General features: G+C 39.5%; 13 protein-coding genes and 2 pseudogenes. 11 read left to right on the forward strand and 4 right to left on the reverse strand.

The window, feature by feature from the left end:
- Positions 1–109 precede the first annotated feature (109 nt).
- The 3 genes from BACSA_RS01720 (at position 110) to BACSA_RS01730 (ending at position 1,962) form a co-directional block, all read left to right on the forward strand.
- Positions 110–475, forward strand: coding sequence for a hypothetical protein (locus tag BACSA_RS01720; RefSeq protein WP_013616403.1), 366 nt, complete (start codon positions 110–112; stop codon positions 473–475).
- Between the two features lie 20 nt (positions 476–495).
- On the forward strand, positions 496–948 hold the full coding sequence (locus BACSA_RS01725) for a DUF6557 family protein (RefSeq protein ID WP_013616404.1): 453 nt from the start codon (positions 496–498) through the stop codon (positions 946–948).
- Between the two features lie 123 nt (positions 949–1,071).
- Positions 1,072–1,962 (forward strand): hypothetical protein, encoded by an 891-nt coding sequence (locus BACSA_RS01730; protein WP_013616405.1) that lies wholly within the window; start codon positions 1,072–1,074, stop codon positions 1,960–1,962.
- 1,655 nt (positions 1,963–3,617) lie between these two features.
- On the opposite strand, the pseudogene BACSA_RS01745 reads toward BACSA_RS01730, so the two are convergent.
- The 3 genes and pseudogenes from BACSA_RS01745 to BACSA_RS01755 all read right to left on the reverse strand — a co-directional run.
- Positions 3,618–3,830, reverse strand: a pseudogene (locus tag BACSA_RS01745) (YqiA/YcfP family alpha/beta fold hydrolase); the annotation flags it as partial.
- Positions 3,830–4,837 carry a Fic family protein gene (locus tag BACSA_RS01750; RefSeq protein WP_013616408.1) on the reverse strand — a complete coding sequence of 336 codons (1,008 nt, stop codon included), beginning with the start codon at positions 4,835–4,837 and terminating at the stop codon, positions 3,830–3,832. The pseudogene BACSA_RS01745 and the gene BACSA_RS01750, both read right to left, overlap by 1 nt.
- A 25-nt stretch (positions 4,838–4,862) precedes the next feature.
- Positions 4,863–5,939, reverse strand: coding sequence for a hypothetical protein (locus BACSA_RS01755; RefSeq protein ID WP_013616409.1), 1,077 nt, complete (start codon positions 5,937–5,939; stop codon positions 4,863–4,865).
- 562 nt (positions 5,940–6,501) lie between these two features.
- Here BACSA_RS01755 and BACSA_RS01760 point away from each other — a divergent pair.
- Together BACSA_RS01760 and BACSA_RS01765 are read left to right on the forward strand one after the other, a co-directional pair.
- Positions 6,502–7,128, forward strand: coding sequence for a type IV toxin-antitoxin system AbiEi family antitoxin domain-containing protein (locus tag BACSA_RS01760; protein WP_013616410.1), 627 nt, complete (start codon positions 6,502–6,504; stop codon positions 7,126–7,128).
- Complete coding sequence (locus BACSA_RS01765) at positions 7,125–7,952, forward strand: nucleotidyl transferase AbiEii/AbiGii toxin family protein (protein ID WP_013616411.1); 828 nt, start codon at positions 7,125–7,127, stop codon at positions 7,950–7,952. The genes BACSA_RS01760 and BACSA_RS01765 overlap by 4 nt, the downstream gene beginning before the upstream one ends.
- Before the next feature lie 95 nt (positions 7,953–8,047).
- Here the strand turns inward: BACSA_RS01765 and BACSA_RS01770 are convergent, their stop codons facing one another.
- The gene (locus tag BACSA_RS01770; protein ID WP_013616412.1) at positions 8,048–9,181 is read right to left on the reverse strand and encodes an AAA family ATPase; all 1,134 of its coding nucleotides are present in this window, start codon (positions 9,179–9,181) and stop codon (positions 8,048–8,050) included.
- Between the two features lie 361 nt (positions 9,182–9,542).
- Here BACSA_RS01770 and BACSA_RS01775 point away from each other — a divergent pair, with 361 nt between their 5' ends.
- The 6 genes and pseudogenes from BACSA_RS01775 (at position 9,543) to tnpB (ending at position 12,920) form a co-directional block, all read left to right on the forward strand.
- The gene (locus BACSA_RS01775) at positions 9,543–9,863 is read left to right on the forward strand and encodes a helix-turn-helix domain-containing protein (protein ID WP_013616413.1); all 321 of its coding nucleotides are present in this window, start codon (positions 9,543–9,545) and stop codon (positions 9,861–9,863) included.
- A gap of 3 nt (positions 9,864–9,866) precedes the next feature.
- Positions 9,867–10,085: pseudogene (locus tag BACSA_RS01780) on the forward strand (type II toxin-antitoxin system HipA family toxin); the annotation flags it as partial.
- A 123-nt stretch (positions 10,086–10,208) separates the two neighbouring features.
- A complete protein-coding gene (locus tag BACSA_RS01785; RefSeq protein WP_013616415.1) occupies positions 10,209–11,375 on the forward strand; it encodes a DUF262 domain-containing protein in 1,167 nt (388 codons plus the stop codon).
- 5 nt (positions 11,376–11,380) lie between these two features.
- Positions 11,381–12,094 carry a hypothetical protein gene (locus BACSA_RS01790; RefSeq protein WP_013616416.1) on the forward strand — a complete coding sequence of 238 codons (714 nt, stop codon included), beginning with the start codon at positions 11,381–11,383 and terminating at the stop codon, positions 12,092–12,094.
- A 134-nt stretch (positions 12,095–12,228) separates the two neighbouring features.
- Positions 12,229–12,591 carry a hypothetical protein gene (locus BACSA_RS20385; RefSeq protein WP_041584174.1) on the forward strand — a complete coding sequence of 121 codons (363 nt, stop codon included), beginning with the start codon at positions 12,229–12,231 and terminating at the stop codon, positions 12,589–12,591.
- Positions 12,585–12,920, forward strand: a complete 336-nt coding sequence (tnpB, locus tag BACSA_RS01800; protein ID WP_013616418.1) for an IS66 family insertion sequence element accessory protein TnpB — start codon at positions 12,585–12,587, stop codon at positions 12,918–12,920. The genes BACSA_RS20385 and tnpB overlap by 7 nt, the downstream gene beginning before the upstream one ends.
- Positions 12,921–12,971: the final 51 nt, after the last annotated feature.

Consider the following 12,971-nt stretch of genomic DNA (forward strand, 5'->3'; position numbering starts at 1 on the left):
CTTGCAAAAGAAATCATTAAATGTGCTGAATTGAAGCATAGGCAAATTATTTTTCTGTTCTGCCACGATTTGGCATTTAGCGCGAATACCTTTGCAAAAAACAGAAGGTATGAACAAGACACCGGCATGGAAAGAAAAAGCGTGGAAAGCCAAATGCCACGAGGGATATGCGGAAGTATCGTATGAAGACGTATGGTCTTTGGACACACGTTTGGCAAGGATTATCGCCAACCATCTTCGGGCTTTCTTGAAGGCAGAAAAAGGGCCATACGGCGGTACACCGGGCAACATCATTGAAAAGCATGGAGAAGACAAAGGCTATGCGGAATGGCTGAACATCATCCGCAAGATGATTTATGCTTTCGAGGAGTACCAGCGTACAGACCAATGGAGCGAGGAAGATGCGGAGAAGCGGAAACGCATCCGTGAAGGCATGAAACTCTTCATCGACCATTACGGAGATTTGTGGATATAATAATTTTAATTTTTTGCAATATGACATTCAAAGATTTATTGGAACAATTCAGTTTTGACGAGATAGCCCCGGCGTTCAAAACTTTGTGGCAACGGAATGCGCCGGAACAGGCCGCACGACTTGACATGGAGGGCTGGCGAAAAATCTATCATTCGATACAGGAGATAAAACCGGTGCATTCCCCTTACTATATCCGTTTGGGGTATCGTTGGGAGGGTTGCATACCAATGGTGGACATGAACTGTTCTGTCTATGCAAAAGAAGACAATGCACTATGCTATCCCCTCTCGAATCACTCACATTGGGCAGAAAGTGTCGGTATGGAAATCGTAATAGGGGAAGACGTAAAAATCGCTCCGAAAGAGTTGGTTGCCGGATTGCTTTGGGAAATCACATACTATGGCGGTACGGAGGCGATGTCGAATGAAAATCAGGAACGTTTTTTTAATCGGAGTAGGAATGCCAATAAATAAACGAAGGGTATTTACCGCCATATTAATCGGATTGGCTATGGCCGTTGTGCTTTATTACATCGTCCACTCGTGTGGCGGCATGTCAGAAGAACGGTGGATAAGAATCTTTTAATTATCATTAAAATGGAAACAACCAACGAAATCTTTTTCAGCGAGCATGGATTGACCTCTACTTCGGCATCCCATCTGGCGGATATCGCACAAGAAGTCATAGCCGGTTGTGAGGCAAAACTGAAAAATTTGACCTTTGTCACTACAAAAGTCGATATTGTAGGCTCTGCTTCCGAATCGGGCAAGACCGTCAACATCGGCTATGATGAAAAAATGTTGGAGCAAGTGCGCCCGCTTTTGGAGGAAATTTCTTCTATGAACGCTTTCTGCGCTTGGATGAGGGAAGCGGTCAAAGCCAAAGACAAGGAACTGAAACGGGTTGCCAACCAGACTTTTGAGGAATGGTGTACAGACAAAGGGATTGAACTCCCTTCCAAACCGAAGTATCCGGAAGAGACCAAGGAAGCGGATATAATTTCGCTGCTGAACATCAAAGAACGTAACCGTTATTTCCAACTGGAAGCCGTGGCCGCTACCATTGGCAAATATATTCATCCGGGCGGCGCGTTCTCTGCTGCCCGTGAAGAATTGCAAAATAAAATGGTGAAACCTTATAGCACGGACGGCAATGGGAAAGACACGCTGATTTATGCGCATACTCCATCCGTAAACCCGCAAAAGGTGGAAGACGTGTTCTTTGAACTTCAGAAATGGCATCGCCAAAATGAACGTGAGCTGAACAGGATGAAGTTTGCCATCAAGAAACAAGCGGAAAAGAAGACCTTGGAGGACATCCAGCAATTCAAGCAGGCATTGGAACAGGAGAAACAGCGTCACATGCAGCTTTTTACCCAATACAAAGAGTGGCAATTGGAAGAACGGGAACGTATTTCCCGCTTGAAGATTGTGGTGCCGGAAGCCTTGCAAGATACTTATGAGAGATTGAATAAATTGGAAGAATAAAACAAGGTGTTGTGAACCTGCTTCTCAATGGAAGCTAATCATGGCTTTGATGGAACGGGAGCTGTCAGTCCTATTGTGTGTGAAAAGTACGAAGGTACAAGGTATGTCAAATAAAAAAAACGGCGGATGTAGCTAATGCCTGCATGATGCACATCCGGTCTGAGCCTTTGCCGTAGTCTTTGTCTGTGTCTTGATGTTCCGGAATGGACATCGTTCGGACAGCTCCGTTCCTAACTTGAAATATCTGGTCTGTATATGGAATCATTAAGAAATGCGATACAACATCCCAAAGAACCATTCACTCTTGTTGAGAAAATTAAGATATGCCTGTTGTCTGTCTTTTTGTGTATAGGTCTGATGGCTCATATTTGTATGAGAATGTTAGGAATAAGAAAAACATCAGCTTGTCATCCAATGTCTCTTGTCAGATTGTTTGGGAATAAACGGAGGAATTAGTGTCATCCGTTATTCAGGTTGCCCGACTTCGGAGGTGCAACCAGCGGCAAGGCTTTCGGGGAGTAACCCGAAAGGTTTCGAGTAACTCGAAACATACCTTGCTGCTGCCACTTTTCGGCAGTAACCGAAAAGCCTTCGGGTAACTCGAAGGACACCTTGCTGTGCTTTTGAGAGCACAAGAAATCCGTCAATAAACGGATTTGAACAAGTGTTGTAATTTCGGCTTTCAAAGCATCGTTTCCCGATGCCCAAACTGCCCAAAAGAAGAAAGGGAATGAGGGCGGTGTGCAAGCCTGCACTTTATTGAGCTTACAGAGAACAAAGCCGGATTTTCATCCTTCTGAGAAACAGACAATAGTGTCAATTCGATGTTGATATGTGCCAATCACAGCCAAAACAGACATTAGACCAATAAGGAAATGCTATTTTGGGCAAATACAGCCTCGCTTGTTTACAAGCTCAGCGAACCAATGGTTTGCTAAAACAATGAAGAACAGAACCCGACAACCAAGAAAGTAATTCAATGCAGATAGGAAGCAACATGGTTTCAATGATATGCTGGTTTGCTGTCGTGTTGTTGTGCAGGTTTACAACAGCGAAACTTCAAATAAAGGTATCAGCAATGGATTGTGGCTTTAGAGAGGTGGAGTTTGAATGATATAAATCGGTGGTACAAAATACATCCGTCTATCAACGTAGTAATAAAGCAACAAAAGAATGGTGCAATAAACAAAAGCGTATGGACATACACACACTGGCCTGCAAACCAGCTCGCGTTCCAACCTGCCTGCCGTCCTGCTTGCCTGCCGACTGGCCCGCCAGCTTACCTGCCTACCGGCACACTGGCAGACAGGCAAACCTTCCAACAGACTAATCCGTCAACAGAAAAGCTTAAATACAATTGAGGAACAGTATGAATTTAAACGCGGGTGCAGTGCTACTGATTTTTCATCACCAAGATGAGCAACTAATGGCAATAATGAAAAGATGTTTGATTTTCTCTATTTTTCAGAAGAATAACTTTGGTAATAAGGGATAAAAACACTACTTTTGCAAATAAGAAAAGCGTTCTTTTGATTGATGCAGAACATTGCAGAATAGAGAAGCCCGCTGGTTTCCAAATCGTTACCTGTCAAGCTGACAATCTTTGTAAGTCCCTTGTTTTCAATGAGTAAGACAAAGTAATATGTCTTGCGCAATGCTAAGAATGCTCCATTGCTGTTGCCAACCAGCACACATGGCTTTTCTTGCTTACAGATGTTCTCAATAAATGCCAATGCCTCTTTCGGATGCAAGGGTAGGTCAGGCGTGAGGACTTCTGCCTCGCCCGTAAATGCCTGCCGCAATGCTTGGGCAGGTATACAACTGCCCGAAGCGAAGAAACCATGTAAGAAAAGTATTTTCTTGGTCATCATTGTTCTTTTATAAATTCCCAATGCCCGTCTTTGTCCGATCCGATACGCTTGATTATCGTTCCATTCAATTTTTTGATGTGACGTGCTACGGTAGCCCGACCAATGTTCAGTGCTTTGGCATATTCATCGTAGGTATATTCCGGATGTGCCTTAATCAGGGTAATAAGCCGCGTTGCAGTATCATTTACAGTATCACTTTCACTGTTTACAGTATCATTTATGCTTTGCTGATACTGTAAAATCCTACTTTCAAGGTTGGTGATATGCTGGGCAAGCATGATATCTTGGATAATCGTGCTGTCTTCTTGCTCACGGCTATCAATCAAGGCTTGAATATATTCACCCTTAGCATCTTTCGTTACGATGGAAGGGATGAGTCCTAACTGTCTTTGTATGATGTTCATCAGAAGCCTTGTGGTGCGCCCATTGCCGTCCACCCACGGATGAATGGTTACCAGACGAAAATGAGCTTCGAAACTCAGACGATAGCAGGTCGCCATATTATTTCTATCTACAGAAACAAGTGCATCGTTCAGCCATTGGCAAAAATCAGCGGTGGCTTGTGGAACTTTCTGAAATGCCATATAACTTCTTCCTCCAATGCCTGCACTTACGTTGCATCGACGCAGCTCACCGTTTGAGGAATCAAAGTTGCCGCCCATTGTGGAGTATTCCGAACCCGTACGTCGCATGACTTTAGCTGCCAACTCGCATAAAAAATTGACTGTATAGGATTTGGATGTTTTTGCCCATTCAAAACCGAAAAGATAAGCATTTTTAAGGTCCACATTCATCATCTGCTCAACAAGGCTTCTGCCTTTGGCAGCAATACCTTCATCGAACAACAATTGGTTTTCCACCTCTGTTACGGTAGAGCCTTCAATGGCGGTTGAGTGCGTGATAAGCGAATAGAGGTAGAATTTTTCATAATCCACCTGTTGCTCAATCCCCGAAGCCGTGTATCGGCTGATGGTTTCTATCAGTTTTTTATCAATATCTTTCATCGTATAGCTTTTGTATCATCTTTTATCACAACCCATTTGGAACAAGTCCAAGCCGATTAATGGATTCATTTACGAACTGCAAGGCTTCATGTATCCTTAGCACCTCTGTGTAATCCCAAAATTTCACTTCCTCTTTTATGGGGAGCGATTCTATCTCTTTTTTAATCCGTTCAATCTGTTTTTGGTCTGTGACGGCGACAATGCCTTGAACCGCTTTGTTGTTCTTGGCTTTCATTAAGTTTAGTATCAAGCTGTCGATAGAGCCGGAAGTTTGAACTTCAAACACATAAATCACGCGCCCCATGTTCCCAATGGTGACTTCCCATATTGCATCGACCACCGCGCCTGCGGCAACTTTCTTTTCAACCTCAGCCCGGAAACCTAGGCAATGACCGATTTCTGCCACTTTGTCCCGGATGTCATTGTGGATGAAAGTCGCATCTTTTTTGCTCGTGGCAATAAGTTCTTCTTCCTTGTCGGAAATGGTGCAATCTATAGAATCGTCTTGTAACTCATTCCATATAAAAGAATTTAACGCCAACAAATCGCAGATTTCATTATATCCGTATTCCTGAGACTTCGCCAGCAATTCTCGTCCGATGCCGGATAACTGTGCGTACATTTTCCCGTCCAATCTTGCCTCATAGCGTGGGAGGTTATTAATGTTCAAAGTTTTAAATCCGGTGTATGTCTTTTTATTCCAGAGTAGATATTGTGCGGGATAAGTTTTGCATAACAGCTCGCTCATAATAGCCGGACCAATACCTTTAATCTTTGAACGAAAATCATCCCATCGCTTTTCAATGTCGGCTTCTCCATAAATCAAATTGGCGAATTGTTTACGGAGCAATTCAATCCCGTTGGCTTCTATGATATTATCAATCTGATAATGCTTATTGCCCCACATCGCCATGGCCCATAGTGGCGAGAGATATTCAAACAAGTCATCTTCCGTCAGGGAAAGAAGCCGCTCTTTGGTGAAAACATGAGCTTTTTGCTGTGCTTCCATCTGTTCTTGTTTTGCCTCATTGGCTGCTGACGGATTTTGAGTCAGCCATTCTTTATAAGAAGCGAGATATTTTGTCAGTTTCTGTTCGTTCATCCTATTTATTGTGTTTATTTGCGCTCGTTTCTATTTGTACCCAAATTCAATCTTACTTCCCGATGCAGTATGTGTACATCGTTGATTATCAACAGTATAGCGCTCTAAAAGGTACAACCAACAGGTTGGCAAGTGTCTGAGAATGTGTAAGTTAGTGATTTTTAGCACCATTCTCGGCTTGTGCCTCCATTTTGGAAAGTAAAAATAAGTGTAATTTCTTGAATATCAAAATGTGCGGTACAAAAACTTGTGAAAAATGCCGATTTTTGATGAGAAAAGGTACAAAAATGGCCCTGAAACCGAGCGGGACATTATGATTATTTTGCGAAGTATTCAGTCTTCATTTAATAGGCATAAATCGGGTCCTGAAACGAGATTTCACCGACCATAAAAGCCTAGAGGTAGTTCAGTTGCTGTGTGGTCAATGTTTCGGTAATTGTTACAAACAATAGACTTATGTGACAGAAATCGCTATTTCTTAAGATTGTATAAGCAGTAATAATTTGAACAGAAAAAGAAGTATTATTTCTTTTATTGTTCAAATTATCACTATATTTGCAGTATGGACAGGCAATTAAATGAAATAGGAACCATTCCAGTAACGACTTCAATCATTGAATCGTTATATCCGGAACTTAAGTCTGCTAATAAGAAAGTAACCTGGCTCGAAAAGCAAGGGGTTATCATCAGACTTAAGCGAGGACTTTATGTGATCAACCCCGAATATTCAGGAAAGACTCTATCGAGTGAGTTGATAGCCAATCATCTCTATACACCTTCGTATATTTCAATGTCTACTGCACTACGATATTATGGACTTATCCCCGAGGCTGTATATGTTCATCAGTCAATGACGGTAAAGCATTCGCGTAGCTTTCAAACTCCGGTCGGCTGTTATGACTACAAACATATCTCAAAAATAGCATTTCCAATAGGAGTAAGGAGTATGTATAAGGATAATTATGCTTTTCTTATTGCATCACCGGAAAAGGCTTTGTGTGATTTGATTGCCAATTCCTCGCAGGTCAATCTTCGCTATATGAAAGATGTGGAAACATATCTTGAACAGGATATTCGTATGGATATGGATGAGTTCAATAAGATGGATAAAACCATATTCGAAGACTACATAAAAGTTGGCAAAAAGGCCGATTCAATTTCGACACTTTTAAAATTCTTAAGACGATGAAAAATGAAATATTCGACAATATGCTCTCCCGTTATGATTTAACAACAGAGCAACAGAAGAGAAACGCTATATTTGAAGTGAACCAACAAGTGATACTTGCTGGCTTGTATGCCGGAGGCTTTTTTGAGTCGGCGGCTTTCTATGGTGGAACTTGCTTGAGAATCTTTCATGGCTTACAGCGTTTCAGTGAGGATATGGATTTTTCATTGCTTACGCAAGATGATAAGTTCGATTTTACGAAATACTTTCCTGCTATCGTTGATGCTTTCACAATGGTAGGCCGTGAGGTTGAAATAAAGAAAAAAGACAAGAGGAATTTCGGAAAGGTCGAATCGGCATTTCTTAAAGATAATACCGATGTGTATGATGTGACTTTCCAGACAGAGAAATCTATAAAGATAAAGATAGAAGTAGATACTTGCCCACCGTTGAACTTCAAGACGGAACAGAAGCTATTGCTTCAACCATATTCATTTATGACCCGTTGTTTTACACTTCCCGACTTGTTTGCAGGCAAGATGCACGCCTTAGTATATCGTGCGTGGAAGAACAGAGTAAAAGGTCGTGATTGGTACGACTTTGAATGGTATGTACGCCATAATGTTCCACTTGATTTTGCTCATTTGGCAGAACGATGCAAGCAGTTCAACAATGAGGATATCACTCCAGAGTTATTCAAGGAGAAACTCATTGAGCGTCTCTCTTCAGCTGATATAAAACAAGTGAAAGAAGATGTATTGCCTTTCGTCCGCAATCCAAAAGAACTTGATATTTGGTCAAATGATTATTTCGTGCAGTTGGCAGGGATGGTAAGAATAGGATAATACAACATTAAGCTTTATTCAAGAAATAAAGCCTAAGGTATTTTTTCTTATTGGCGAAAGCAATCCAAGTACGGTTACACTTATTCATAGTCTTATTATTTTGCAAAGTACTCAGTCTTCAACCAATAGGCATAAATCGGGTCCTGAAACGAGATTTCACCGGCCTTATTATCCAATATATCATTCTTGATAAGGGCAGCCTTTGAACGGGATATTGAGGTCGTTGAAGAGATTTGATAGCGATGCATCACTTCGGTCGAACTAATGGCCTTTTCTCCAGCTATAAGAACCTTGAGGTAGTTTAGTTGCTGTGTGGTCTGTGTTTCGGTAATTGTTACAAACAACAGACTTAACTGCTCCACCAATGCTGTGTGCACCTCACGTACGATCTCAACGGTACATACATCCTTTGTTCTGAGCCATGAAAGCTGTGCCAACTGCTGTGCGTAGTATGGATGATTATCTACGAGCTTTGCAATCAAATGGCTTGCTTCATCGTCGATGTTTTTGCCGGTATCAGCGAAACGACTCTTGAAAAATTCTACAAGGCAAGGCGTGTCAATTTTATTGAGAAACATCAGATTGCCGAACTTGTAGAAGGGTTTGGATGAGTCGGTAAACACTTCCATCATCATGTGGCGCTTGCTACCATAAAGACAATAGGCCACACTTTGATGCAGCTGCCAATATGAACGCAATTTTTTCTGGAAATAGTCTGGGTCTGTAAATTCTGCGATATTTTGGAACTCATCTACGCAAATAACGATTTTCAGGCCCTTCTTCTTGGCAATCTTTTCAGCAAGATCGAGCACTTCATCAGGGTTGCGCTTTACCTCCTCCCAATCAAAGTCGATTGAAACCTCGTTAGTAGGGTCTGTACCGATTGAAATCTTGGGAACAAGGTGTGAAAAGAAACTCTTCGCGCTCTCGATTGCTTCCTCCCATTTTGTGGAAGTGGCGGCAATTACTTTCTGGGCGAGCAGCGAATAGAAATGCTCCTCGTTACGTACATTGAAAAGGTCGATATGACAGATTCGGAGGTTACAGTCCTGCGCCATTGCTAACTTTGCAGCCTTATTTACAAGCGAACTTTTACCCCAGCCGCGAGGAGAGATAATAATGGTATTGATTAACGATGTGAAGTACTGGACCAAGTAAGTCGTTTCTTTCTCACGATCACAAAAATCTTTTCCAGTAGTGATTTTTCCATAAATAAAAGGAACTTCCATATCACTCTATTTTTAATTGTAGTGCTAATATAGCACAAAAATGTAACTACAAAAATTGTTGCTACAAAAAGTGTATATACATTTATTGTAGTATTTTGCTGATTGGTGTTGTCTATACATAAATATCTGGATAAAAGTTGTACAATCATAATGGGTTTCGTTTTCTGGCAAGAAACAATATATTATTTGTTATAGGTGAAATACGAACTCTACGAATAATATAATAGCATTTAATATTTCAACGTTCAATAATGTGGCCAAGGCAGATTCAGGTAAGAGTAAATTCTAAAATTTATTTTTGTAACCTATCATAAAATAAAGTAAAACCGCTATATTTGCATATTATATGATATGTTGAGCTATGACGAAGAGTACGATGGGTACCAAGTTGCCAAGGAAATTGGGGCAGAAGATGCAAATTGTGGGTGAGCAGATCAGGCTGGCCAGACTGCGCAGGAATCTCAGTATCGCGCAGATTGCCGAACGCGCCACCTGTTCGCCTCTTACGGTTTCACGCATCGAGAAAGGCGTACCGACTGTGGCGATAGGTATTTATCTCAGGGTGCTTTATGCGCTTCAGCTGGATGATGATATTCTTCTACTTGCAAAGGAAGATGTAATAGGAAAAGCATTGCAGGATTTGAGCCTTAAGAAACGAGAAAGAGCATCCAAAAAAGAATAAAGTATGAAAAGACTCTACGTATTTGTTGATTTTGATTGGCAGAAAGAGCCAAAACTAATTGGAGAGCTGAGTTTCGAATCCTTTCGTGGCTCTGACAGCTATGGATTTTGCTGTAATGGTGAATGGCTCAAGGACTATAGCAATCTGTTTCTTAATGATGACTTGAATAACTACTATCGTCTGCACGCAGCTCTTGCCAAGGATATTTTCGGATGCTTTTCCACCATGAAATAAAAACGACGGACTTAAGGATGGGAATAACAAATGTTTCGACAATATTATATGATTTACACAATTTTCTTTTGATAATTAATAATATTCATTTATATACTTAAGATTTGGAAAATGAAAAATAGAGTGCATTATGGTGAGTTTACTTTAGACTATTGGCTTAAGCAACTTGTATCTGGAGGCATAGTACTTCCAGAATATCAACGTTCTTTTGTTTGGAGTAAGGAGCAGATTAAAAATCTTATAAATTCAATTAGCAGAGATGAATTTGTTCCACCAGTAACAATTGGTAAACTTAATGATAAAAATATCATCATAGATGGACAACAACGTTTAACTTCAATTGCTTTAGCCTATCTAAATATTGTGCCAAATGAAAGAAGATATAAAAAAACAGTAAAGGTTGAAGGTGATAATGAGGATGACGAGCTTGAAGAAGAACATTATTTCGAATGGACCATAAATACACTTAAAGAATTAGGAACTAATATCAATGAAATCAAAAAAGCCTTGATAGATAATCACGATTATGAGACTTTAGGAACCCATTGGGTTAATGATGAATTCCTTAAAAAGCATTATTTAGGTTTCTCTTATATAATTCCTCATACTGAAACTTTAGAAGATGCTCGGCATAGATTTTTTTCGACGATATTCAGAAATGTCAATATCGGTGGTACTAACTTATTAAAAACAGAAAGTAGAAAATCTCTCTATTATCTTAATAAAGCGTACGTTCCATTATTTGCGCCAGAATTTGCTCAAAACATACTTGTAAAACAATTTGGAGCAGATCCCCAGCCTATAGATTTTCTTAGATTACTTGCACTTGTTTTAGATTATTCAAAAAATAATGATTCATCCAAAGTGATGAAAGGATATAAAACAAAAAGCGAAATTTATTATGAGATTTTCATATCAGACACTGTAGATCCAGATTCTGCATCAGGCATATTTAAAAACATAAACGATATAATACCTAAGGCAGAGATTGAGGCGAAAATGAATGAATTAAAAGCAGAATGGATAAAATTATCTATGCCCCAAGACCTATCCAGCATCATTGACGTAGATATATATATGCTTGGTCTTATTTATTGGGTATTGATAAAAAAGGAACAATTGAATAATGAAAAAATTGCAGAATTGAAAGTAAAATTGGAAGATAAGATAAGAAAATTTAAGGGAAATCCTTCACATGCAAAATCTCCTGCATCGCTGAAATATTTACGAGAACGAATAAATGCATCTATAGGTATTTTTAAAAACTATTTAGCGTAATATATATGCATACAGACTTTATTATATCAGATATATTTGAAATTCTAGATGATGCCATAATGTCATCTTCTGGAATAGATCAGAATATTGCACATTATCCACTATGTGAATATATTTTACAAAGTGTTTTTTTACGACTAACGGGATATCAAGAACAAAAACTCAAATGCATCCTATGGGAAATAGCAAGTGATGATTTTGAATTTAGATATAAGTATCTAAATGGATCTATTAATGTAGGTGAATGTTCTCGATTAGAAGATAAAGATAAGGTATATAATGTTTTAAAGAAGATTTTGGAAAAGAAAGGACATACATACCCTTTCCCAAGTGAAGATGAAACAAATAGACAAATTTCTGAGATAAAAGAAAGATTGAAATTTAAATTTGAAGCAACTATATTTAAGAAATGGTTGCCACGTGAATATTCACGATTTATTGACTTTTCAAAAAATATACAATATAGAGTTAACGGTTATTTTACAGATAAAGGAATTTTTGGTGGTGATAATATTTTAAATGAATCATTTGACAAATTATATAGACATCGCAATAGGTGTGCTCACAATCTACTTTCGTATCAGAATAATGTACCCCAATTAGATGATTTAATCAAAGACGATGACGGTTCTGATAATTATTTTTCTCGAATTTTATTAATATGTATGGTTGATAATATTTTTACACGTATGTTTAAATATTATATATCGTATAAATGAATATCATAGCATGAAAAGAGGATAGGTTAAAACATACATGAGTGCTACATAAAGTTACAATTTTTAGGTAAGCAGTCAAAAAATGGCTATTGATTGAAATGGGTAACTTCGCTGCCAACCAAATTTATAGAATTATGTATAGCAGTGAAGATCTTGAAAGGTTTTACTTTCAGTACCAGACGGAGGCTTTGCCTCATGGAGAGTCTCTCCAATCGTTTTGTGTCAAGAACAAAGTCCCTTATAACATTTTTCAGAAATGGTTTAAGGATACCCGCAAAAAAGTAGTTGAAGTCCAGGTTGATGGTGCTCCTGAGATTGCCCATGAAGAAAAGACTAAGACTGGTGACCGGCCTAAACCTTTATCAAAAGGCTGCAATGACAATCCCGTCCGTATATGGATTGACATCCGTATCAGTAATGGGTTACACTTGTCCCAAAAGAATTTAAGCTATCAGGATTTAGTCCGGATGATAGAGAAGCTGGAGGGTCTATGCTGAGTGTTACCGGCCTGAATCATTTTTATTATGTGCGTGACTTTACCGACATGCGTTGCAAGCACAGCCGTGTGTTGTCCATCATCCGTGAACGGCTTCACCGGGAACCCTGTGACGGGGATGTCTTCATTGTCATGTCGCGAAACCGAAGGATAGTCCGTATGTTTTCATTTGACAATCATTCATACAGCCTGTTCGAAAAGAAGTTTGTCGCGGGCTACCAGTTCATGAAAGTGGAGCGGAACGGGGCGGATACCGTTTATCGGATTGACTGGAAAGATGTGGTCCTGATACTGGAAAACCCTATAGTTAAAACATTAAAAATCAGATAATTAATATGTCTGTTTGCTTGCGGTTTTGCGATTATTTTAGTACCTTTATAT

It is taken from the genome of Phocaeicola salanitronis DSM 18170 (assembly GCF_000190575.1).
GTDB lineage: Bacteria > Bacteroidota > Bacteroidia > Bacteroidales > Bacteroidaceae > Phocaeicola > Phocaeicola salanitronis.

Coding starts and splice junctions, on each gene's coding strand:
- BACSA_RS01765 (WP_013616411.1), top strand. CDS start 7,125: ATGAAAAATGAAATATTCGACAATATGCTCTCCCGTTATGATTTAACA.
- BACSA_RS01775 (WP_013616413.1), top strand. CDS start 9,543: ATGACGAAGAGTACGATGGGTACCAAGTTGCCAAGGAAATTGGGGCAG.
- BACSA_RS01725 (WP_013616404.1), top strand. CDS start 496: ATGACATTCAAAGATTTATTGGAACAATTCAGTTTTGACGAGATAGCC.
- BACSA_RS01720 (WP_013616403.1), top strand. CDS start 110: ATGAACAAGACACCGGCATGGAAAGAAAAAGCGTGGAAAGCCAAATGC.
- BACSA_RS01785 (WP_013616415.1), top strand. CDS start 10,209: ATGAAAAATAGAGTGCATTATGGTGAGTTTACTTTAGACTATTGGCTT.
- BACSA_RS01760 (WP_013616410.1), top strand. CDS start 6,502: ATGGACAGGCAATTAAATGAAATAGGAACCATTCCAGTAACGACTTCA.
- BACSA_RS01750 (WP_013616408.1), bottom strand. CDS start 4,837: ATGAAAGATATTGATAAAAAACTGATAGAAACCATCAGCCGATACACG.
- BACSA_RS01730 (WP_013616405.1), top strand. CDS start 1,072: ATGGAAACAACCAACGAAATCTTTTTCAGCGAGCATGGATTGACCTCT.
- BACSA_RS01790 (WP_013616416.1), top strand. CDS start 11,381: ATGCATACAGACTTTATTATATCAGATATATTTGAAATTCTAGATGAT.
- BACSA_RS20385 (WP_041584174.1), top strand. CDS start 12,229: ATGTATAGCAGTGAAGATCTTGAAAGGTTTTACTTTCAGTACCAGACG.
- BACSA_RS01755 (WP_013616409.1), bottom strand. CDS start 5,939: ATGAACGAACAGAAACTGACAAAATATCTCGCTTCTTATAAAGAATGG.
- tnpB (WP_013616418.1), top strand. CDS start 12,585: ATGCTGAGTGTTACCGGCCTGAATCATTTTTATTATGTGCGTGACTTT.
- BACSA_RS01770 (WP_013616412.1), bottom strand. CDS start 9,181: ATGGAAGTTCCTTTTATTTATGGAAAAATCACTACTGGAAAAGATTTT.